Origin of the sequence: Pseudomonas sp. UMAB-40 (assembly GCF_900095275.1) — a bacterium.
Lineage (GTDB): Bacteria > Pseudomonadota > Gammaproteobacteria > Pseudomonadales > Pseudomonadaceae > Aquipseudomonas > Aquipseudomonas mandelii_B.
This window is the reverse complement of the sequence record NZ_LT607571.1, coordinates 60,615-82,612: the sequence shown is the minus strand read 5'-3', so window position 1 is coordinate 82,612 and position 21,998 is coordinate 60,615. Positions and strand designations below refer to the sequence as shown.

Below are 21,998 nucleotides of genomic sequence, written 5' to 3'. Positions count from 1 at the left end.
CCTACAGGGATCGTGAACAGTCCGTAGAGTGTTGTTCACTATTGTTCATTGTCAACGGCTGGATTGTTCAATTGTTCAGTCGCGGTTGTTCATTTCTGTTCAGCAACGAAAGTGGTTTTCCCACTGTCTAGAAGATTTTCCAGGCGGTTCAATCACTTACATTTTCTGGCATGAAACTCGCTCTACAGCCTGGGTCGCTTGACTCCAAATAATAAAAAAGGCCGAGCCATGTCATTAACCCTGGAGCACGTCAGCCGCACCGTCGAGGGCCAGACCTGGATCGACGATGCGTGCCTTAGTTTTGAACCCGGATCCTTCAACGTTTTGCTCGGGCGCACGCTGTCCGGCAAAACCAGTCTCATGCGCCTGATGGCGGGCCTGGACAAGCCCGACAGCGGCCGCATCTTGATGAACGGTGTCGACGTCACGCAACGCCCGGTGCGTTTGCGCAACGTGTCGATGGTCTATCAGCAGTTCATTAATTACCCGACCATGACCGTGTTCGAGAACATCGCCTCGCCCTTGCGCCAGGGCGGTGTCTCCCATGAACTGATCCAGAGCAAAGTGCTGGAAACCGCGAAGATGCTGCGCATCGAGAAGTTTCTTCAGCGCTATCCGCTGGAACTCTCCGGCGGTCAGCAACAGCGCACCGCAATGGCCCGGGCGCTGGTCAAGGATGCCGAGTTGATCTTGTTCGATGAGCCGCTGGTCAACCTCGACTACAAACTGCGCGAGGAACTGCGTCAGGAAATGCGCGAGCTGTTCAAGGCCCGGCACACCATCGCCATCTACGCCACCACCGAACCCAACGAAGCGCTGGCGCTGGGCGGCACCACCACCATTCTTCACGAAGGTCGGGTGATCCAGAGCGGCAAATCCTCCGAGGTCTATCACCAACCGCAGACGGTGCTGGCGGCGGAGCTGTTCTCTGAACCACCGATCAACCTGATGCCGGGGCGGATTGCCGGCAACGAAGTGAGCTTCGCCAATTTCGTGCACTTTCCGTTGAACGTCGATTTGCGCCCGGTCGGCGAGGGTGAGTTCCGCTTTGGCGTGCGCCCGAGCCATATCTCACTGGTGCCGAGCAACGACGATGACCTCGAGCTCGCCGTCACCGTTGAGGTGGCCGAGATCAGCGGCTCTGAAACCTTCCTGCACGTGCGCAATGAGCATTTCCTGCTGGTGCTGCACTTGCCCGGTGTTCACGAATACGACGTCGACGCGCCGATCCGCATCTATATCCCGACCCATAAACTGTTTGTGTTCGATGCGCAGGGGCGGCTGGTCCAGGCGCCCGGTCGCCGTATCGCGAGGGTTGCTTGATGGCCGAAATCCGTTTGCAGAACCTCGCCCACAGCTACACCAGTGCGCCGACCGGCCCCGAGGATTACGCGATCCGCGAGATGGACCACGTTTGGGAGCAGGGCGGTGCTTATGCCTTGCTCGGGCCTTCGGGCTGCGGCAAGTCGACATTGCTCAACATCATTTCCGGGTTGCTCAGCCCGTCTCAGGGCCAGGTGCTGTTCGACAGTAAAGTGGTCAACGACTTGACCCCCGAGAAGCGCAACATCGCTCAGGTTTTCCAGTTTCCGGTGGTGTACGACACCATGACGGTGTTCGACAACCTGGCCTTCCCCCTGCGCAATCAGGGCATGGCCGAGGCGAAAATTCACAGCAAGGTGCAGGAAATTGCCGAGGTCCTTGACCTCCAGGCGCTGTTGAGCAAAAAGGCGCGCAACCTCACCGCCGACGAAAAACAGAAAGTCTCCATGGGCCGAGGACTGGTCCGCGACGACGTCTCGGCCATCCTCTTTGATGAACCGCTGACGGTGATTGACCCGCACCTGAAGTGGAAGCTGCGGCGCAAGCTCAAGCAGATCCACGAGCAGTTCAACATCACCATGGTTTACGTCACCCACGATCAGCTCGAAGCGTCGACCTTCGCCGACAAGATCGCGGTTATGTACGGCGGCCAGATCGTGCAATTTGGCACCCCGCGGGAATTGTTCGAGCGACCGACCCACACCTTTGTCGGTTACTTCATCGGCAGTCCGGGAATGAACCTGATCGAGGTGCAGCCACAACCGGGCGGTGTCGGGTTTGCGTCGACGCATCTGCCTTTGTCTGACGCGCAACAGAAACGCATCGCCGAGTCCGAGTGGAAAACCCTGAAGGTCGGTATCCGTCCCGAGTTCGTGCATGTATGGGACGAGCCGTTCGATGACGCGATGCAGGCCCACGTCATACACGTCGAAGACCTTGGCACCTACAAGATCATGACCCTGAACCTCGACGGCGCCCCGTTGAAAGTAAGGCTGGCCGAAGACAAACCGGTGCCCGAAGGCACTGCCTGGATCAGTTTTCCGGCGCAGTGGTTGATGGTCTATGCCGACGATTACCTGCTGGAGGTGCAGCCATGAACAAGGTGCAGAACAACAAGGCCTGGTGGCTGGTGTTGCCGGTGTTTCTGCTGGTGGCGTTCAGTGCGGTGATCCCGATGATGACCGTGGTCAACTACTCGGTGCAGGACATCTTCGACCAGTCCAGCCGCTACTTTGTCGGTGCCGACTGGTACAAACAGGTGCTGCTTGATCCTCGCCTGCACGACTCGCTGTTGCGGCAGTTCATCTACTCCGCCTGCGTATTGCTGATCGAAATCCCGCTGGGTATCGCCATCGCCCTGACCATGCCGACCAAGGGCCGCTGGTCATCGTTGGTGCTGATCATTCTGGCGATTCCGCTGCTGATCCCGTGGAACGTGGTCGGCACCATTTGGCAGATCTTTGGCCGGGCCGACATCGGCCTGCTGGGATCGAGCCTCAATGCGATGGGTATCAACTACAACTATGCGGCGAACACCATGGACGCCTGGGTCACGGTGCTGGTGATGGACGTCTGGCACTGGACGTCGCTGGTGGCGCTGTTGTGCTTCTCCGGGTTGCGGGCGATTCCGGACGTGTATTACCAGGCGGCGCGGATTGATCGGGCATCGGCCTGGGCGGTTTTCCGACACATCCAGCTGCCCAAGCTCAAGAGCGTGCTGCTGATCGCGGTGATGCTGCGGTTCATGGACAGTTTCATGATCTACACCGAGCCGTTCGTGCTCACGGGCGGCGGGCCGGGGAATGCCACGACCTTCCTCAGCCAGACCCTGACGCAAATGGCCATCGGGCAGTTCGACCTCGGCCCCGCGGCGGCTTTCTCGCTGGTGTACTTCCTGATCATCCTGTTGGTGTCCTGGCTGTTCTACACCGCCATGACTCACTCTGACGCCAACCGCTGAGGCCCATCATGAGCAAGAGAAAGCTGATTCCACTGCTGATCTACATCCTGTTCCTGCTGGTGCCGATCTACTGGCTGCTGAACATGTCCTTCAAAAGCAACACGGAAATCCTCAGCGGCCTGACGCTGTTTCCGCAGGATTTCACTTTCGCCAATTACAAAGTGATCTTCACTGATCCGGCCTGGTACACCGGTTACCTCAACTCGCTGTACTACGTGAGCCTGAACACGATCATTTCCCTGAGCGTGGCGTTGCCGGCGGCTTACGCGTTCTCCCGTTACCGCTTTCTCGGTGACAAGCACCTGTTTTTCTGGCTGCTGACCAACCGCATGGCACCACCGGCGGTGTTCCTGTTGCCGTTCTTCCAGCTGTATTCCTCGATTGGTCTGTTCGATACGCACATCGCCGTGGCGCTGGCTCATTGCCTGTTCAACGTGCCGTTGGCGGTGTGGATTCTGGAAGGTTTCATGTCCGGCGTTCCAAAAGAAATCGACGAGACCGCCTACATTGACGGCTACAGTTTCCCCAAGTTCTTCGTGAAGATTTTCGTCCCGCTGATTGGCTCCGGGATCGGTGTCACGGCGTTCTTCTGCTTCATGTTTTCCTGGGTCGAACTGCTGCTGGCGCGGACGCTGACATCGGTGAACGCCAAACCGATTGCGGCGGTGATGACCCGCACGGTCTCGGCGTCGGGTATCGACTGGGGCGTGCTGGCGGCAGCGGGGGTGTTGACCATTCTGCCGGGCATGCTGGTGATCTGGTTTGTTCGCAACCACGTGGCCAAGGGCTTTGCCCTGGGCCGGGTCTGAGGAGCTGATGATGGAATGGATGAGCTGGACTGTCCCCACGGCGGCGTTCTTCATCGCCATTGGCCTGATCCTGGCGGGCATGACGACCTGGGAATTACGTTCGCCGAGTGTCCCTCGGCGTGGTTTCTTGCCGATTGCCACCACCCGTGGCGATCGGCTGTTTATCGGTCTTCTCGGCAGCGCCTACCTGCATTTGCTGGTAATCGGCGTCACCGACTGGAGCATCTGGGTTGCGTTCGCGTTGTCCCTGGTGTGGCTGTTGGCTGTGATGCGTTGGGGCTAGTCGAAATCGATCGGCAATGTTGCTCCGAAAACCAAACAGGAGGTCTCTATGTTCGACAAAAACAATAAGCTGCGACATAGCATTTCATTGGCAGCCATGCTGGCACTCAGCGGTCTGAGCGCTTCGGCCTGGGCCGATGCCTACGAAGACGCCGCGAAGAAGTGGATCGGCAGTGAATTCAAACCGTCCACCCTCACGCCAGAGCAGCAGCTCGAAGAGCTGAAGTGGTTCATCAAGGCCGCCGAGCCGTTTCGCGGGATGAGCATCAAGGTGGTGTCGGAAACCATCGCGACCCACGAATATGAATCCAAAACCCTGGCCAAGGCTTTCACCGAAATCACCGGGATCAAGCTGACCCACGACTTGCTGCAAGAAGGCGACGTGGTGGAAAAGCTGCAGACCCAGATGCAGTCGGACAAGAACATCTATGACGGCTGGGTCAACGACTCGGACTTGATCGGTACGCACTTTCGCTACGGCAAGACCGAATCGATCACCGACCTGATGGCCAACGAAGGCAAGAACTTCACCTCGCCAACCCTCGACCTCAAAGACTTCATCGGTATCTCGTTCACCACCGCGCCGGACGGCAAGATCTATCAATTGCCTGACCAACAGTTCGCCAACCTGTACTGGTTCCGCGCCGACTGGTTCGAACGGCCGGAACTCAAGGCCAAGTTCAAGGAGAAATACGGCTACGAATTGGGCGTACCGGTGAATTGGTCGGCCTATGAAGACATCGCCAAGTTCTTCAGCGAAGACGTCAAGGAGATCGACGGCAAGCGTGTCTACGGGCACATGGACTACGGCAAGAAAGACCCGTCCCTCGGCTGGCGCTTCACCGATGCCTGGTTCTCCATGGCCGGTGCCGGCGACAAAGGCATCCCTAACGGTTTACCGGTGGACGAGTGGGGCATCCGCGTCGAGGATTGCCACCCGGTCGGCTCCAGCGTGACCCGTGGCGGCGACACCAACGGCCCGGCGGCGGTCTATGCGACGCAGAAATACGTCGACTGGCTCAAGGCCTACGCGCCACCGGAAGCGGCGGGCATGACCTTTTCCGAATCGGGCCCGGTACCGTCCCAAGGCAACATCGCCCAGCAGATCTTCTGGTACACCGCGTTCACCGCCGACATGACCAAACCGGGCCTGCCGGTAATGAATGCCGACGGCACGCCGAAATGGCGCATGGCGCCATCTCCCCGCGGACCGTACTGGGAAGAGGGCATGAAGCTGGGGTATCAGGACGTGGGTTCGTGGACGTTCATGAAGTCCACGCCTGAGAAGCAGAAACTGGCGGCCTGGCTCTATGCGCAATTCGTCACGTCGAAAACCGTGTCGCTGAAGAAAACCATCGTCGGCCTGACGCCGATTCGTGAGTCGGACATCAACTCGCAAGCCATGACCGACCTGGCACCTAAACTCGGTGGCCTGGTCGAGTTCTATCGCAGCCCGGCCCGCGTGCAATGGACCCCGACCGGGACCAACGTGCCGGACTATCCACGGTTGGCACAACTGTGGTGGAGCCACATCGCGGAAGCGGCCAGCGGCGAGAAAACCCCGCAGCAGGCGCTGGATGGCCTGGCCAAGGATCAGGACGCGATCATGACGCGTCTGGAACGCTCGAAGGCGCAAGCCACCTGCGCACCGAAAATGAACCCGGAGCGCGATGCTCAGTACTGGTTCGATCAGCCGGGTGCACCGAAGCCGAAACTGGCGAACGAGAAGCCTAAGGGTGAAACCGTGAGTTATGCCGAACTGCTGAAATCGTGGGAGGCGGCGCGTAAATAAATAGCTGGATCATGTGAGTCAGAACGGCACCGAGAGGTGCCGTTTTTTTTGGCGTCTGATCCATTGCTATCGCGAGCAAGCTAGCTCCCACAATGATCTGCGGTGTTCAAAGCCTGTGTGACCGGCTCAGCGCGCCAGCCCCTCAACCGCGGGAAATCCCAACCGAAACACCGTCATCGCACCCGGCAGGCTCTTCACCTCGGCCACTCCCTGATGCAGGCTCATGATCGACCGCACAATCGCCAATCCCAGCCCGGTGCTGCCTTGTGAACGCGAGCGGCTGCTGTCGACTCGGTAGAACCGATCAAACAGGTGCGGCAGATGCTGTGCCTCAATCCCCGCGCCAGGGTTGCTGACCAGCAATGAGGCCTGGCTCGCGCCGCGCTCAATCAACAGCGTCACGGTTTTCCCGACCGGGCAATGGCGCAGCGCGTTGGACAGCAAATTAGAGATCGCCCGTTGAATCATCAACCGGTCACCCATCACCCGCGCATTGCCGACCACGTTCAGCTGGATCTGCTTGTCCTGCGCCGACAGGGAAAACATCTCGACGACTTTCCAGGCTTCTTCTTCCAGGGCAACCGACTCGAACGGCGCGAGCGCTGACGGGTGACTGACCTGTGCCAGAAACAGCACGTCCTTGTACTCATCCACGCTGCGTTCGCGGGACAACGTCACCTGCGCCTTGCCCATCAAATTGCTGATCGGGGTACGCAGCTCATGCGCCAGATCATCAGAGAACTGCGACAGCTGCTGCACGCCGGCGTCGAGGCGGTGCAGCATGAAGTTGATGCCCTGCGCCAGTTCGCTCAGCTCCTGGGGCATGTTCACCACCGACAGCCGATGATCCAGATCCTGGGTCGAGACCATCGCCGCCACTTTGCGAAATTCACGCATCGGCGCCAGACCACGCTGGACCGCGCCCCAGGCAGTCAGCCCTATAAAGATCAGCAGCAACGGCAAGGCAATCAGGGTCGAGCGCAGGTAGGCGCTGAGCAAGGCCTCATTGTGGGCGTTGTCCATCGATAGCAGCACCGGGACGCGGGTGCCGTCCTTGAGGCTGATCAGCCTGGACGCCGTGAGGAATTTCGCACCCCCGGCGTCAGTGCTGGTGGCGTAGGTTAACTCGTTGCTGACTGCCCGCACCGCCTTCAATTCAAGTCGTGGATCGGCCATGCCGGTGCCGGATTTGAGCAGTGGTGTGCGCAGGTTGCTGTAGTCGTAAATCGTTAGCGTGAGGTTGTCGTGCCCCATGACCTGATCAAGCAGAATGTGCGGTTTCGTGCTGATTTCCCCGGTGTCGGTGTACAGCGTCAGGCTGTGTTCAACCTGCACCATTTTCTTTTCCAGACTGCCTTTGGATAACGCGTTCAGCTCATGGGTCAGGGCGAAATACGCCAGGATCGCCAGGAACACCACCAGCAGCGCGCCGAGAATACTGACTGTCAGCCCCAGCCGCATCGACAGGCTGGCCGGCTTCATTCCCGCGACTCCAGCACGTAGCCGACACCGCGCAGGGTGTGGATCAACTTGTTGTCGAACGGGTCATCGATCTTCGCCCGCAAACGTCTGATCGACACTTCGACCACGTTGGTGTCGCAGTCGAAGTTCATGTCCCACACCAGCGAAATGATCTGGGTACGGGTCAGCACTTCGCCAGACTGGCGCATCAACAGATGCAGCAGGGCGAACTCCTTGGTGGTCAGGTCAATACGCTGTTCGCCACGAAACGCACGATGACGGCCAGGGTCGAGTTCCAGGTCGGCGACTTTCAGTACCTGCGGTACCGGGATGTATTCGCTGCGGCGCATCAAAGTGCGCACCCGTGCCAGCAATTCCGGAAACTCGAACGGCTTGAGCAGATAATCATCGGCGCCCAGATCGAGGCCACGAATTTTGTCCGCCAGGCGACCGCGCGCGGTGAGCATCATCACTCGCGTGGTGTGGGTGCGCCGCAGGTGTTCCAGCACGCCCCAGCCGTCCAGTTCCGGCAGATTCACATCCAGAATGATCAGGTCATAAACCTGTTGTTGCGCCAGATGCAATCCATCGGCGCCATTGGCGGCGTGGTCAACGATATAACCACTTTCCGTCAGTCCCTGTTGTAAGTATTCGGCAGCTTTAAGCTCGTCCTCGACGACAAGGATTCGCATGATCAATCACCACTTTTATTTAATGGATATTTAATTAAGGTGGTCGGGAAAGGTGTTGTTTTTGTAAGGGCTTCCGGACGGGTTTGAATAACGAACAACTATTTCCCTACAGCGTTTTCTCCGTTTGCAGGCGTGCAAGGTAAAGGCTTTAGTGACTACAGAGTCAACCGATAACTCGCTGTTTAGGCATTAAAAAAGAGGTCTGCGACAGCCTGTCGCAGCGAACGGGAACAAAAGTCCATCTGCCCCATGAGAGCTGAATTGAAGCAAGTACTGTTCGGCAGATGACGGTGCATCATTTGTTTCTATGTATTGCTACTTAGCTGATTGCACTTTGCATGCTAGAGCAAAACAACTTGGTGCAACCGTGGATAACGGATTTGTAATGTTTCAGTCACCTTGTCGATAAGTTCAAAACCCTACCGTGACGGCATCGAAAACTCTTGATTAAAGGAAGTACTCAATTGCCCGGTTTAAGAGAGCTGACGGCGCGGTCACGCCTGAAAAAGACTGCGAGGGTGGTTATGGTCAGCGGCGGTTTGTTGCTGGTCGGGGTGCCTCTCGCAAATGCATCGACCCTGACCCTCGATCAGGCCCTGCAAACCGCATTCGCCGGTAACCCGGATTTGGCAGCGGCGCGATGGGAAATCGGCATCGCCGAAGGTGACCGCCAGCAGGCCGGTCTGATCCCCAATCCCGAAGTGTCCTGGGAAGCCGAGGACACCCGCCGCGATTCGCGCACCACCACCGTGATGCTCAGCCAGCCAGTTGAACTGGGCGGCAAGCGCGGAGCGCGGATCGATGTCGCCAGCCACGCGCAGGACGCCGCCGGGCTCGAACTGGAGCGCAAGCGCAATGCTTTGCGCGCCGATGTGATTCAGGCGTTCACCAGCGCCCAGACTGCGCAGCAACGGTTGCAGTTGTCGCGCCAGTCGCTGCAACTGGCCGAGCACGGTTTGCGCGTGGCGTCGGGGCGGATCGAGGCGGGCAAGTCGTCGCCGGTCGAAGGCACACGGGCACAAGTGCAACGCTCCGAAGTGCGACTGGAACTGAGCCGCGCCGAGCGCGATCAGGCCAACGCCTATCAGCAACTGGCGCAGGTCATGGGCGCACCGTTACCGACTTCGACCACCGTGCAGACGGCCACGCAAAGCTTGCCCGTCGTGCCGCCGCCGACCCGCTTGCTGGAGCGCCTGAACGAGACCGCCGAGCTTCGACTGGCCAAGTTGCAGATCGATCAGCGCGAGGCGTCGTTGGGGCTGGAAAAGGCGCAACGGATTCCCGACCTGACCGTCAGCATTGGCAGTCAGTACAGCGAACGGGAGCGCGAGCGGATCAACGTGGTCGGGCTGTCGATGCCGATTCCGCTGTTCAACCGCAATCAGGGCAACGTGCTGGCGGCGGCGCGCCGTACCGATCAGGCGCGTGATCTGCGCAACGCCACCGAACTGCGCTTGCGCACCGAAATACAGACCACCCTTGAGCAATGGCGGACCGCCAACGGCGAAGTACAGGCGTTCAACCAGACCATCCTGCCCGCCGCACAAAGTGCAGTGGACAGCGCCACGCGCGGCTTCGAAATGGGCAAGTTCGGTTTCCTCGACGTGCTCGACGCCCAGCGCACCCTGATTAGCGCCCGCACTCAATACATCCAGGCCGTTGCCGAGGCGACGGACGCGCGGGTGCGTATCGAACGCATTTTCGGCGACCTCGGCGCATTGGCCGTCAGCCCTTGAATTTCACCTTTTAGATCACTGCGCGATGACAGGGCGCAGAGGAGTTTCCATGGATAAAAAACTGATCGTTGTCGCGGTGGCAACGTTGGCGCTGGGCCTTGGTATGGGCTCGATGTGGACGGGCAACAGGTCCATCGATGCCCACGCCGATGACGCGGCGGAGCATGCGGACCACGCCGAAGAAGGCGCTGCAGCCGACGGCGAACATGCCGAAGGCGAAGAGGGGCATCTGACGTTGAGTACCGAGCAGATCGCGGCGGCGGGCATCCAACTGGCCGAAGCGCGGGCGCAAAGCATCAGCCTCGGTTTGTCTTTCCCCGGCGAAGTGCGCTTCGACGAAGACCGCACCGCCCACGTCGTACCGCGGGTGCCGGGGGTGGTCGAGTCGGTGTCGGTCAATCTCGGGCAGTGGGTGAAGAAGGGCCAACTGCTGGCGGTGATCGCCAGCCAGCAGATCTCCGATCAACGCAGCGAACAGGCTGCGGCGCAACGACGCCTGGCCTTGGCGCGCACCACCTACGAGCGTGAGAAGCAGTTGTGGCAGGACAAGATTTCCGCCGAGCAGGATGTGTTACAGGCGCGCCAGGCGCTGGAAGAAGCTGAAATTGCCGTGAGCAACGCCCGGCAAAAAATCAGCGTGCTCAGTGGCAGCGTGGTTACCACCGGCGGCAATCGTTATGAATTACGCGCGCCGTTCGACGGCATGGTGGTGGAAAAGCACCTGACCCCAGGAGAAGTGGTCGACGAAACCACGGCGGCGTTCACGCTCTCGGACTTGTCGCGAGTATGGGTGACCTTCGGCGTTTCGCCCAAGGATCTGAACAAGGTGCAAGTGGGCAAAGCAGTCACCGTCAGCGCCCCGGAACTCAATGCGGAAGTCTCCGGCACGGTGGCTTACGTCGGCAGTTTGCTCGGCGAACAGACCCGCACCGCCACCGTTCGCGTCACGTTGGAAAACCCTCAAGGTTCGTGGCGTCCAGGATTGTTCGTCACCGCACGGGTCGCCACCGACAGCCGTCAGGCCAAAGTGGCGGTGCCGGAAGCTGCGATCCAGACCGTCGAGGACAAACCCACGGTGTTCATGCGCACCGACGACGGTTTCCAGGCGCGGGCCGTGGAGCTGGGCAGTCGTGCAGCGGGTCAGGTGGAAGTCACGCAGGGGCTGGAGGCTGGTGCGCAAGTCGCTGCGGCCGGCAGCTTCGTTCTCAAATCGGAACTGGGCAAGGGCTCGGCCGAGCACTCTCATTGAAGAAGCTCGTTGAAAACTCCCACTAAAGTCGCCCATCGATTCGCCCCCTCGACGAGAAGGTTCTCATGTTCGAACGCCTGATCCAGTTTGCTATCGAGCAGCGCATCATCGTGCTGCTCGCTGTTCTGCTCATGGCCGGCCTCGGGATCGCCAGTTATCAAAAACTGCCGATCGACGCCGTGCCCGACATCACCAACGTCCAGGTGCAAATCAACACCGGCGCCGCCGGGTTCTCACCGCTGGAAACCGAACAACGCATCACCTTCCCGATTGAAACCGCCATGGCCGGTCTGCCGGCGCTGGAGCAGACCCGTTCGCTGTCGCGTTCGGGGCTGTCGCAGGTCACGGTGATCTTCAAGGACGGCACCGATCTGTTCTTCGCCCGGCAATTGGTCAACGAGCGCTTGCAGATCGCCAAGGAGCAATTGCCCGAAGGCGCCGAAGCGGTCATGGGGCCGATTTCTACCGGGCTCGGGGAGATTTTCCTGTGGACGGTGGAGGCGAAGGAGGGCGCGCTGAAGGACGATGGCACGCCCTACACGCCGACCGATCTGCGAGTGATCCAGGACTGGATCATCAAGCCGCAATTGCGCAACGTGCCGGGTGTCGCCGAGATCAACACCATCGGTGGTTTTGCCAAGGAATATCAGATTGCGCCAGACCCGAAACGGCTGGCGGCGTACAAGCTGACCCTCACTGATCTGATCACAGCGCTGGAGCGCAACAACGCCAACGTCGGCGCCGGGTACATCGAGCGCAGCGGCGAGCAGTTGCTGATTCGTGCGCCGGGGCAAGTGGCGAGCACCGAGGACATCGCCAACATCGTCATGGCCAACGTCGATGGCACGCCGATCCGGGTGAAGAACGTCGCCACCGTGGACATCGGCCGCGAACTGCGCAGCGGTGCGGCCACGGAAAACGGCCGTGAAGTGGTGCTCGGTACCGTGTTCATGCTGATCGGTGAAAACAGCCGCACCGTGTCCCAGGCCGTCGCCAGCAAGCTGGAACAGATCAACCGTTCGCTGCCCAAGGGCGTGATCGCGGTGCCGGTGTACGACCGCACGCACCTGGTGGACAAAGCCATTGCCACGGTGAAAAAGAACCTGATCGAAGGCGCGATTCTGGTGATCGCGATTCTGTTCCTGTTCCTCGGCAACATCCGCGCGGCATTGATTACCGCGATGGTGATTCCGCTGTCGATGCTGTTCACCTTCACCGGCATGTACAGCAACAAGGTCAGCGCCAACCTGATGAGCCTGGGCGCACTCGACTTCGGCATCATCGTCGACGGCGCGGTGGTGATTGTCGAAAACACGCTGCGACGGCTGGCCCATGCGCAGCAGCATCACGGGCGTTTGCTGACCCGTTCCGAGCGTTTCCATGAAGTGTTTGCGGCGGCCAAGGAGGCTCGGCGACCGCTCATTTTCGGCCAGTTGATCATCATGGTCGTGTACCTGCCGATCTTCGCCCTGAGCGGCGTCGAAGGGAAAATGTTCCACCCGATGGCGTTCACTGTGGTGATCGCGTTACTCGGCGCCATGCTGCTGTCGGTGACCTTTGTTCCTGCCGCGATTGCGCTGTTCGTCACCGGCAAGGTCAAGGAAGAAGAGGGCATGGTGATGCGCGGTGCGCGTCGGGTGTATGCGCCGGCGCTGGCGTGGGTGATGAGCCATCGGGCAGTGGCGGTGGGGGCGGCGTTGGGCGTGATTGTGCTCAGCGGCGTGCTGACCAGCCGCATGGGCAGCGAGTTCGTGCCGAGCCTCAGCGAGGGCGATTTTGCCCTGCAAGCCTTGCGTGTGCCGGGCACCAGCCTCACACAATCGGTGGACATGCAGCAGCGTCTGGAAACCCTGATCCTCGGCAAAGTGCCGGAAGTCGAGCGCGTATTCGCCCGCACCGGCACCGCGGAAATCGCCTCCGACCCGATGCCGCCGAATATCTCCGACAGCTACGTGATGCTCAAGCCCAAGGAGCAGTGGCCGGACCCGGGCAAGTCTCGTGAAACCCTGATGGCCGAACTCCAAGCCGCCGCCGCGACGCTGCCGGGCAGCAACTATGAACTATCGCAGCCGATCCAGTTGCGCTTCAACGAACTGATCTCCGGCGTGCGCAGCGATGTGGCGGTCAAGGTGTTCGGCGATGACATGGACGTGCTGAACGCCACGGCGGCGAAGATTGCCGCCGCCATGCAGAAGGTCAACGGCGCCTCTGAAGTGAAGGTCGAGCAAACCACCGGGCTGCCGGTGCTGACCATCAACATCGATCGCGACAAGGCTGCGCGTTACGGGCTCAACGTCGGCGATGTGCAGGACACCATTACCGTGGCGGTGGGTGGGCGTCAGGCCGGAACGTTATATGAGGGTGACCGGCGTTTCGACATGGTTGTGCGTTTGTCCGATGCCATGCGCAAGGACATCGACGGCTTGTCGGCGCTGTTGATTCCAGTGCCGGCGCCGCTGAATGGCGATGCGGCGCAGATCGGTTTCATTGCCTTGAAGGAAGTCGCCAGCCTCGATCTGGTGCTCGGCCCGAACCAGGTCAGCCGCGAAAACGGCAAGCGCCTGGTGATCGTCAGCGCCAACGTGCGCGGACGCGATATCGGCTCGTTCGTCAGCGAAGCGGGTGAGGTGATCGAGCGTGACGTGCAGGTGCCGGCCGGATACTGGATCAGTTGGGGCGGCCAGTTCGAACAGTTGCAGTCGGCGGCCAAGCGTTTGCAGATCGTGGTGCCGGTGGCGTTGCTGCTGGTGTTTGGGTTGTTGTTCATGATGTTCAACAACCTCAAGGATGGCCTGTTGGTGTTTACCGGGATTCCGTTTGCGCTGACCGGGGGTGTCATGGCGCTGTGGCTGCGGGATATTCCGCTGTCGATTTCAGCGGGTGTCGGTTTTATCGCGCTGTCGGGTGTCGCAGTGCTCAACGGTCTGGTGATGATCGCGTTTATCCGCAATCTACGGGAGGAGGGGCGTTCGCTGTTTGACGCGATCAACGAAGGTGCGCTGACCCGGCTGCGCCCGGTGTTGATGACGGCGCTGGTAGCATCGCTGGGCTTCATCCCGATGGCGCTGGCGACCGGCACCGGGGCCGAAGTGCAACGCCCATTGGCGACGGTGGTGATCGGCGGAGTCCTGTCCTCGACCATCCTCACCCTGCTGATATTGCCTGCGCTGTATCAGCTCGCCCATCGCCGCGATGAGGACGTTGTACCCGCCGCATAGTTTTACTTTGTGGGAGCGAGCCTGCTCGTGATAGCGGTGGGTCAATTAACAATGATGTTGAATGTTGTTAAGTCATCGCGAGCAGGCGCGCTCCCACAGGTTTTGCGCCACATAACGGATATGTAATTTCCCCGCCACCGTGGCGATAGGTTCGGATTGTTAACCTGATTCCGTTAGTTAATTAAACGAGGAATCAACGATGAAATTTACACAATTGAGTACGTTTGCGGCGGCGTTGCTGATGTCTTCTCTGGCCATGGCTGAAGGTGGCGGCGACAGAACCTTCGAAAAAATGATGGCATCCAATGACCGATCGGTGGAGCTGTTTGTCGCCAAGGAACAGACCCGCGATCCGGTCGTCGTCAACGAAAAGAAGGACGAAAAAACCAAAGATCTGTAAGCGTGCCGCATCACACCAGGCCTGTCATCGAACGCCGATGCCGGGCTTTTTCATGAGTCCGGACTGGAGGGATATGGATATGGAAGGTTTCAAGTTGCTCGCGTTTGCCGGCGTCATGGCCGTGTCTCTGAATGCACTGGCCGAAGGTGGTGGCGACCGAACCTTTGAGCGCGCGTTTAGCGCCAACTACAAAGCCATGGAGCAATACGCCGTGAGCCAAGGCAAAGCGGCGCCGGTAGTGAAGAACTATGAATACGGCATGAAGCTGGATGTAGTGAAAATTGTCAGCGTTGTGAAGCCGCAGCCAGCCTGCGCTGTCACCCCCGCCGCAATGACTTATGAAGATTCGAAAGGACAGCTCAACACCCTCAAATACAGCGTGGCGGGTCTCTGCCGAAACAGCGGTGGCTGAGGCCACACAATCCCCCAACAGTGCGTATTTCAATTCAGGATGTTTAAAGGTTGTTTGGGAAATGGGGAGCCTTCTGTCTAACTAATCCACCTTTAGCTGCTGGAGGGGGATTTAGCGCTTTGGCATTCCTTGAATAACCGCGACCTGTTGAGGGGCGCGGTTTTTCAGTGTTCTGGATGACTCAGTTTTTGCTGCTCTTTACGACAGAAAACATCATTCCTGTGTGACGAGTCGTCGTCGCTGAGTAATTAAGGTCGCCAACCTTGCGCTCGGTGGGTTCTTTAGAGTCGAAATTCTTAACAGACTCATGGAAAACGTCCATGACCATTTTTTTGTTCTGATCCACTGGGATGCCAGGGTTGAGTGCTTCAGTGATCGCAAGCAGAACAGAAAATATCTGAAGTGATTGCTCCTCATTTGGTGAGATGTTAAGGATCACCATGTCGACGTTGCCGTCATTTTTATCGAGGGTTCCCATCATCGCCAGGTCCTCGCTGAAAGCATGCGAGAACGTGTCGGTGGCCCCACCCGTCTGAACTTCAAAGTCGGCAGTTTTGAATGCCTTGTTGTATCGGCCTATCGCGTCGTTGAACGCGTTATGGAACTCATTGACCGTCAAGCCCATGGAGTTTGCGGAACGGTTGGCGTTTGCTTCAACAGTTGCCACGGACTCGAAGCCTTGAGTTTTGGGGTTGAGGTAGTCAACAAGAGCAGAGGCAAGCAACATGAAGCCCAACCCACCCATGAACAAGGTCCATCGTGTCGGGACCTTGCCGGTTTTTTTGCTCTTGAAAACAGTCGGCGCTATCAGCCCGACAACCGCCACCACCAAAGACAGCAATCCAAACAACGCCACCAGCCCTATTAGTACGATCACGATTCATTCCTTTTGATTTACAGCTTTGAAGTGATGCCATTCTAATGTCGCGCACCTGAAAAGCCCACGGCGGTGTAGTCGTCGCAAACCGCAATACGCTGCTTGGCATTGCGCAAGCGGCGACGTTGGTTGCGCAGCAGCCCTGAAACCTGAGTGATTCGGATGGCCGGTTTTGCGATGGTTGCGCCGCCGAGCGGGACCAAGCTCCTTCGCCACAAAATCGGTTATTCAGCGGGCGAAAAAAGGCGCCCCGAAGGACGCCAAAGGATTCACCTCTTACCAAAGGAGCAAGGAGCTTCTAAAGGTGAATGGGTATGAAGGGTTAACTCAGAGAATCGCCAACGGGTACTCGACAATCAGCCGTACTTCATCCAGATCCGACTCAAACGCCGTGGCGCGGGTAGTGGCCTGGCGCAAACGCAGAGACATGTCTTTCAACGAGCCGCTCTGCACCACGTATTTGACTTCGACATCACGCTCCCAGCGCTTCTGGTCCGTCAGTGGATTACCGTCAGCATCGCGGCGCATGTACACGGCGTTGGCGTTGGAGTAATTGGCGTCGGTGCCACGGGCGTAACGAGTCATGAACGAGAGCCCCGGTACGCCGTAAGGGGTCATGTCGAGGTCGTATCGGACCATCCACGAACGTTCCTTGGGCGAGTTGAAGTCGCTGTACTGGATGGAGTTGTCGAGGAAGATCGAGTCGGATTGACGCAGGTAATCGAAGTCGTCGTTGCCGTTGTTGCGCTGGTGCGAAAGAGCAACGGAGTGCGCGCCGAGTTTCACGCCGACCCGACCGCTCCAGATGTTGTTGTCGAACTTGCCGAGCAGTTGTTTGCCTTCGTCGACAGCCTTGTAATAATTCAGGCCGCCAAACAGCGACAGGTCATCCGATAGCGGATAGGTCCAGGCAGTGCCGGCGTAGTACTGATTCCAGGCATCCTTGAGGCGGCTGGAGTACAGGCTGAAACTGAGGTTTTTGTTCAGTACATAGTCGCCGCCGCCGTAAGCGATCCATGGCGAATTGACCGGGCCGGCATAAAACGTGGAGAAGTTCTCGCGCATGTCGCTGGACACGGGCTGGCTCATCGCATGCAACCGGCCGCCCTGAACCGACAGCCCTTCGATGCTGGTGTTGACCGCCGTCACACCGCGAAAGCTCTCCGGCAGCAATCGCGAGTCACCTGCCGCCACCACCGGATTGGCCGGGAACACGTCACCGACCTTGACCACCGTATCGAAGGCTCGCACTTTGGCGGCGCCGCCGACCTTGGTGTACTCGTCCCGCGCCTCGCCATCATTGTTGACTGGCAGCACATCAAACGAGCTACGGCCACCGTTGCGCCCATCACCGGTGTCGAGCTTCAAGCCGATCATCGCAAACGCATCGACACCGACCCCAACGGTGCCTTGGGTAAACCCGGATTCGAACTTGCTGATCACCGCATGGGCCCAGGCTTCGGAATAACCATTGCCGGTGGGGCTGGACTGGCCGTTGCGGTAATCACGGTTGAAGTAGAAATTACGGTTGAGCACCGTCAGGCTGCTGCCCTCGACAAACCCTTCGGCTTTATCATCCGCCATCACCATGGACGGCCCGGAGCCGACCACCACCGCTAAAGCGGCGATCGACATTTTTGTATTGTTAACCATTAATCACTCCTTGGGTTCGGCAGAACGGGAACGTGCTTCGGCGTGGGTTTTATTGTTCGGCGGAGAAGGCCCGCCGGCATGGTCGCCGGGTGACATCGTTGCAAGCTGCGGATAACGCCAAGGTGATGCGGGAATTACAATTTCGTTATGTGGTTGGAGTAACAGCCCTGAGCATTCAGGTCAGGGCTGCGAGTTGTTCGATCGTCTGCGGAAAGCGTTCAACCAGACGTATCAGGGTCGTGGCTTGGGCATTGGGTATTGCCCGTCCCTGTTCCCAGTTCTCCAGGGTTCGGGTGTTGGTGCGCAGATACATGGCGAACACAGACCGGGAGAGGTTGAGCTGTTGGCGGATGGCTACCACTTCCTCGGCCGTGATGGGCACCAGTTTTGGCAACTGAACCTTGTGGGTTCGCAAAGTGATTTTGCCTTGGCGCTCATCCGCCAGGGCTTCGAGGCCATCCATCAGCTCGGAAAAAATGTCACGTTTCATAGTGGGATCTCGTGTTGATTTCTCTTTCTAGCGCTTGTCTGAAAATTTTTTTCTGGGAGGGCGACAGGTCGTCTTGCTCGTTTTTGTCATACACGGTGAACAGCCAGAATTGATCGAAGCCTGACCACCAGTAGTAAATCACCCGTAATCCGCTGCGCTTGCCCTTGCCTCGGCGTTGATCGCAGAAGCGGATTTTGCGCAGGCCACCGGCGCCCTCAATGAGATCGCCTGCTTCCGGATTCCTCAGCAACTCCAGCTGAAAGCTGCGAAACAGATCGTCATCCAGGTAATTGTCCCGATGTTTCTGAAACATACGTAATTCGATAAAAAGAGCATCCATGTTCTGTACGCTACCTACGTATAGTGTTGTCTCGATAATCGAATCGGTCAAGGCATTAAAGCCATCCTTTTCGCTCCCGTTTTCAACGGTAGACCTCGGTTGTAAAAACACCTGTAGGACGAATCGACCCGTGCGGTGAGAGCGTTCGATAAAAGAGAGGGGATACTTCGCAGTGGGACTGAACTCTGAGGCGGTGCATAAATCGATGCTTGAAAATCACGATCCCGCAAATGCAAAAACGGCACCCGAAGGTGCCGTTTCTGTTTCTACCGAGTATCGCTATGCAATCAGCCCGCCAGACCCGCCTGCTGAACCAGGGTCAGCAATGGCTGCGGGTAGACGCCGAGGAAGAACGCGACCAGCGCGATAGCCAGCAGCATCACGCCGCCTGCCTTTTGCTCCCAGTGCAGTTGCGCATCGTGGCGACGCAGGTTGGGCTCGATCAGGTACAGGGTGACCATCACGCGCAGGTAGTAGAAGACGCCGATGGCGCTGCCCAGTACCAGGGAACCGACCAGCCACCATTGGTGCGACTCGACACCGGTGGCGATGATGTAGAACTTGCCGATGAAGCCCGCGGTCAGCGGGATACCGGCCAGGGACAGCATCATCACGGTCAGGACGGCGGTCAGGTACGGACGGCGCCAGAACAGGCCGCGGTATTCGTACAGGGCATCGGCGTCACGGCCGTTGTACGGCGAGGACATCAGCGTGATCACGCCGAACGCGCCGAGGCTGGTGATGACGTAGGTGACCAGGTACACGCCGATGGCTTCCACGGCCAGACCCTTGCTCGCCACCAGGGCGATCAGCAGGTAGCCGAAGTGGGCGATGGACGAGTAACCCAGCAGACGCTTGAGGTTGCTCTGGGTCAGTGCCAGCAGGTTACCGAACAGGATCGACGCGATGGCGATGATGGTCAGCACGTCGCTGAGTACACCGCTGCTCGCCGCTGGCGAGATCTGGAACAGACGCACCATCACCGCAAACACAGCGACTTTCGAAGCGGTGGCCAGGAACGCCGCCACCGGTGCCGGAGCACCTTCGTAAACGTCCGGGGTCCAGAGGTGGAACGGTACCAGCGACAGCTTGAACGCCAGACCGATCAGCATCATGCCCAGGCCCAGTTGCGCCAGCGAGCTTGGCAGACCGGTGGCCGCTAGCGCCTGGCCGATACCGACGAAGCTCAGGCTGCCGGAGTCGGCGTAGAGCAGGGCCATACCAAACAACAGGAACGCGGAACCGGCGGCCGACAGCACCATGTACTTGATACCGGCTTCCAGCGAGCGCTTGTTGAAGAAGGCATAAGCCACCAGACCGTAGACCGGTACCGAGAGCAGTTCCAGACCGATGAACAACCCGGCCAGGTGCTGCGCGCTGACCAGCACCAGGCCACCGGCGGCGGCCATCAGGATCAGCAGGTAAAGTTCTTCACGGTTGCCCGGATAACCCGAACCGCCATCGCCGAGGTAGGCGTGGGCGAGGGTCACACAGGCGAGGGTGGCGACCAGGATCAGCGCCATGTACAGGCAGGCGAAGGTGTCGATCTGCAGCAACGGAGTCACGGCCAGAGGCGCGACTTTCAGGGCTGGCAGGATCGACAGCAATGCCAGGTTCAGACCCGCCACGGAAATCAGGAAGGTCTGCGAGTGGTTGCGGCGCCAGGCGATCGCCAGCATCACCACGATGATCGTGGCGCTGGTGATCAACAACGGCGCAAGCGCGATAAAGTGTTGAGTCGTGAATTCCATAGCGCTCTTACCGGGCCGAAGCGAGTTGAGTGAAGGCGGTGCCGAGCCACTGCTGCACGCCATGCATCGTCGCGGCAGAGGTGTCGAGGAACGGTTGCGGGTACACGCCGATGTAAATCAGCAATGCCGCCAGACCGACCACCATGATCAGTTCGCGACCGTCCATGCCATGCAACACCGCGTCCGATTTGGACGGGCCGAAGTAGGCACGGTGGATCATGATCAGCGAGTAGACCGAACCGAACACCAGACCGGACGTCGCGATGATTGTGATCCATGGGGCGGCAGGGAATGTGCCGATCAGGATCAGGAACTCACCGACGAAGTTACCGGTACCCGGCAAGCCCAGGGACGCGGCTGCAAAGAACAGGCTGATGGCCGGCAGGTAAGCGATCTTCGACCACAGGCCACCCATTTCACGCATGTCGCGGGTGTGGGTGCGTTCGTACAACTGACCGCTGAGGATAAAGAGTGCCGCGGCCGACAGACCGTGCGCCAGCATCTGCATTACCGCGCCCTGCAGCGCCAGTTGGCTGCCGGAGTAGATGCCGATCAACACGAAACCCATGTGGGAAACGGAGGAGTAGGCAATCAGACGCTTGATGTCGGTTTGGGCGAAGGCCAGGAACGCACCGTAGAAGATCCCGATCAGACCCAGGGTCATGGCGATCGGCGCGAACTCGGCCGAGGCATTCGGGAACAACGGCAGGGCGAAACGCAGCAGGCCGTAAGCCGCCGTCTTCAACAAGATACCGGCCAGGTCGACCGAACCCGCGGTTGGCGCCTGGGCGTGAGCATCAGGCAACCAGGAGTGGAACGGCACCACCGGCAGCTTCACCGCGAAAGCGATGAAAAAACCGAGCATCAGGATGTACTCGGTCGTGAGCGACATCTTGGTTTTCAGCAGGTCGGCGTAGTTGAACGTGATCACGCCGGTGCTGTTGAAGTTGACCAGCACCAGACCCAGGATCGCCACCAGCATGATCAGGCCGGACGCCTGAGTGAAGATGAAGAACTTGGTCGCCGCGTAGATCCGGGTTTTCTTGCCGTCCGAAGAACTGTGACCCCAGAGCGCGATGAGGAAGTACATCGGCACCAGCATCATTTCCCAGAAGAAGAAGAACATGAACAGGTCGAGGGCGAGGAACACGCCGACGACACCGCCCAGGATCCACATCAGGTTCAAGTGGAAGAAGCCAACGTGACGCTGGATCTCTTTCCACGAGCAGAGTACCGAGAGGATACCCAGCAGACCGGTCAGCAAGATCATCAGCAGCGACAGGCCATCGAGGGCCAGGTGCACGCTGATGCCGAAGCGCTCGATCCAGATGTGCTTGAACTCAAGCGCCCAGGTCGGATCGGCGCCAGGCGCCGGAGCAAATGAATAATTACCGTGGGCCCACAGCCAGAGGCCGAGCGCGAGTTCCAGGGTCATGGTCAACAGCGCAATCCAGCGGGGGAGGGTAGCGCCGAAGCGCTCACCCATCCAGCACAGCAGGCCGCCGATGAAGGGGATCAGGATTAGCCAAGGCAGAATCATGACGGGCTCAATT

Annotated in this window: 19 protein-coding genes; 11 read left to right on the top strand and 8 right to left on the bottom strand. The window is 59.0% G+C overall.

Annotation, left to right across the window (positions count from 1 at the left end; translation table 11 throughout):
* Nucleotides 1–228 precede the first annotated feature (228 nt).
* From K0F88_RS25530 to K0F88_RS25505, 6 genes are read left to right on the top strand one after another with little or no spacing between them, the layout of a single operon-like run.
* On the top strand, nucleotides 229–1,323 hold the full coding sequence (locus tag K0F88_RS25530; RefSeq protein WP_219097057.1) for an ABC transporter ATP-binding protein: 1,095 nt from the start codon (nucleotides 229–231) through the stop codon (nucleotides 1,321–1,323).
* Nucleotides 1,323–2,420, top strand: a complete 1,098-nt coding sequence (locus K0F88_RS25525; RefSeq protein ID WP_219097056.1) for an ABC transporter ATP-binding protein — start codon at nucleotides 1,323–1,325, stop codon at nucleotides 2,418–2,420. The genes K0F88_RS25530 and K0F88_RS25525 overlap by 1 nt, the downstream gene beginning before the upstream one ends.
* The gene (locus K0F88_RS25520; protein WP_219097055.1) at nucleotides 2,417–3,283 is read left to right on the top strand and encodes a carbohydrate ABC transporter permease; all 867 of its coding nucleotides are present in this window, start codon (nucleotides 2,417–2,419) and stop codon (nucleotides 3,281–3,283) included. The genes K0F88_RS25525 and K0F88_RS25520 overlap by 4 nt, the downstream gene beginning before the upstream one ends.
* Before the next feature lie 8 nt (nucleotides 3,284–3,291).
* Nucleotides 3,292–4,092, top strand: coding sequence for a carbohydrate ABC transporter permease (locus tag K0F88_RS25515; protein WP_131062347.1), 801 nt, complete (start codon nucleotides 3,292–3,294; stop codon nucleotides 4,090–4,092).
* Between the two features lie 10 nt (nucleotides 4,093–4,102).
* Nucleotides 4,103–4,375 carry a DUF2160 domain-containing protein gene (locus tag K0F88_RS25510; protein WP_109629387.1) on the top strand — a complete coding sequence of 91 codons (273 nt, stop codon included), beginning with the start codon at nucleotides 4,103–4,105 and terminating at the stop codon, nucleotides 4,373–4,375.
* A 48-nt stretch (nucleotides 4,376–4,423) separates the two neighbouring features.
* Nucleotides 4,424–6,166 carry an ABC transporter substrate-binding protein gene (locus K0F88_RS25505; protein WP_219097054.1) on the top strand — a complete coding sequence of 581 codons (1,743 nt, stop codon included), beginning with the start codon at nucleotides 4,424–4,426 and terminating at the stop codon, nucleotides 6,164–6,166.
* A gap of 126 nt (nucleotides 6,167–6,292) precedes the next feature.
* Here the strand turns inward: K0F88_RS25505 and K0F88_RS25500 are convergent, their stop codons facing one another.
* Both K0F88_RS25500 and K0F88_RS25495 read right to left on the bottom strand, forming a co-directional pair.
* Nucleotides 6,293–7,648, bottom strand: coding sequence for a heavy metal sensor histidine kinase (locus tag K0F88_RS25500; RefSeq protein ID WP_219097053.1), 1,356 nt, complete (start codon nucleotides 7,646–7,648; stop codon nucleotides 6,293–6,295).
* On the bottom strand, nucleotides 7,645–8,319 hold the full coding sequence (locus K0F88_RS25495) for a heavy metal response regulator transcription factor (RefSeq protein ID WP_094468071.1): 675 nt from the start codon (nucleotides 8,317–8,319) through the stop codon (nucleotides 7,645–7,647). The genes K0F88_RS25500 and K0F88_RS25495 overlap by 4 nt, the downstream gene beginning before the upstream one ends.
* A gap of 464 nt (nucleotides 8,320–8,783) precedes the next feature.
* Between K0F88_RS25495 and K0F88_RS25490 the strand changes: the two genes are divergently transcribed.
* From K0F88_RS25490 to K0F88_RS25470, 5 genes are all read left to right on the top strand, one after another.
* Complete coding sequence (locus K0F88_RS25490) at nucleotides 8,784–10,055, top strand: TolC family protein (RefSeq protein ID WP_094468070.1); 1,272 nt, start codon at nucleotides 8,784–8,786, stop codon at nucleotides 10,053–10,055.
* A gap of 49 nt (nucleotides 10,056–10,104) precedes the next feature.
* Nucleotides 10,105–11,304, top strand: coding sequence for an efflux RND transporter periplasmic adaptor subunit (locus K0F88_RS25485; protein WP_094468069.1), 1,200 nt, complete (start codon nucleotides 10,105–10,107; stop codon nucleotides 11,302–11,304).
* A 65-nt stretch (nucleotides 11,305–11,369) separates the two neighbouring features.
* A complete protein-coding gene (locus K0F88_RS25480; RefSeq protein ID WP_219097052.1) occupies nucleotides 11,370–14,522 on the top strand; it encodes a CusA/CzcA family heavy metal efflux RND transporter in 3,153 nt (1,050 codons plus the stop codon).
* Nucleotides 14,523–14,721: 199 nt separating this feature from the next.
* Nucleotides 14,722–14,922, top strand: coding sequence for a co-regulatory protein PtrA N-terminal domain-containing protein (locus K0F88_RS25475; RefSeq protein WP_094468067.1), 201 nt, complete (start codon nucleotides 14,722–14,724; stop codon nucleotides 14,920–14,922).
* A gap of 79 nt (nucleotides 14,923–15,001) precedes the next feature.
* The gene (locus K0F88_RS25470; protein ID WP_219097051.1) at nucleotides 15,002–15,334 is read left to right on the top strand and encodes a DUF2790 domain-containing protein; all 333 of its coding nucleotides are present in this window, start codon (nucleotides 15,002–15,004) and stop codon (nucleotides 15,332–15,334) included.
* Between the two features lie 181 nt (nucleotides 15,335–15,515).
* Here the strand turns inward: K0F88_RS25470 and K0F88_RS25465 are convergent, their stop codons facing one another.
* The 6 genes from K0F88_RS25465 to nuoM form a co-directional block, all read right to left on the bottom strand.
* Entirely contained in the window at nucleotides 15,516–16,211 is a 696-nt protein-coding gene (locus tag K0F88_RS25465) for a hypothetical protein (RefSeq protein WP_219097050.1), read from the bottom strand.
* 327 nt (nucleotides 16,212–16,538) lie between these two features.
* Nucleotides 16,539–17,864: an OprD family porin gene (locus tag K0F88_RS25460; RefSeq protein ID WP_219097049.1), complete on the bottom strand. Its 1,326-nt coding sequence runs from the start codon at nucleotides 17,862–17,864 to the stop codon at nucleotides 16,539–16,541.
* A gap of 175 nt (nucleotides 17,865–18,039) precedes the next feature.
* A complete protein-coding gene (locus K0F88_RS25455; RefSeq protein WP_094468064.1) occupies nucleotides 18,040–18,354 on the bottom strand; it encodes a DNA-binding transcriptional regulator in 315 nt (104 codons plus the stop codon).
* Nucleotides 18,344–18,694, bottom strand: coding sequence for a toxin (locus tag K0F88_RS25450; RefSeq protein WP_094468063.1), 351 nt, complete (start codon nucleotides 18,692–18,694; stop codon nucleotides 18,344–18,346). Before K0F88_RS25450 ends, K0F88_RS25455 begins: the two co-directional genes overlap by 11 nt.
* A gap of 287 nt (nucleotides 18,695–18,981) precedes the next feature.
* Nucleotides 18,982–20,445 carry an NADH-quinone oxidoreductase subunit NuoN gene (gene nuoN, locus K0F88_RS25445; protein ID WP_219097048.1) on the bottom strand — a complete coding sequence of 488 codons (1,464 nt, stop codon included), beginning with the start codon at nucleotides 20,443–20,445 and terminating at the stop codon, nucleotides 18,982–18,984.
* A 7-nt stretch (nucleotides 20,446–20,452) separates the two neighbouring features.
* On the bottom strand, nucleotides 20,453–21,985 hold the full coding sequence (nuoM, locus tag K0F88_RS25440) for an NADH-quinone oxidoreductase subunit M (protein ID WP_010458848.1): 1,533 nt from the start codon (nucleotides 21,983–21,985) through the stop codon (nucleotides 20,453–20,455).
* Nucleotides 21,986–21,998: the final 13 nt, after the last annotated feature.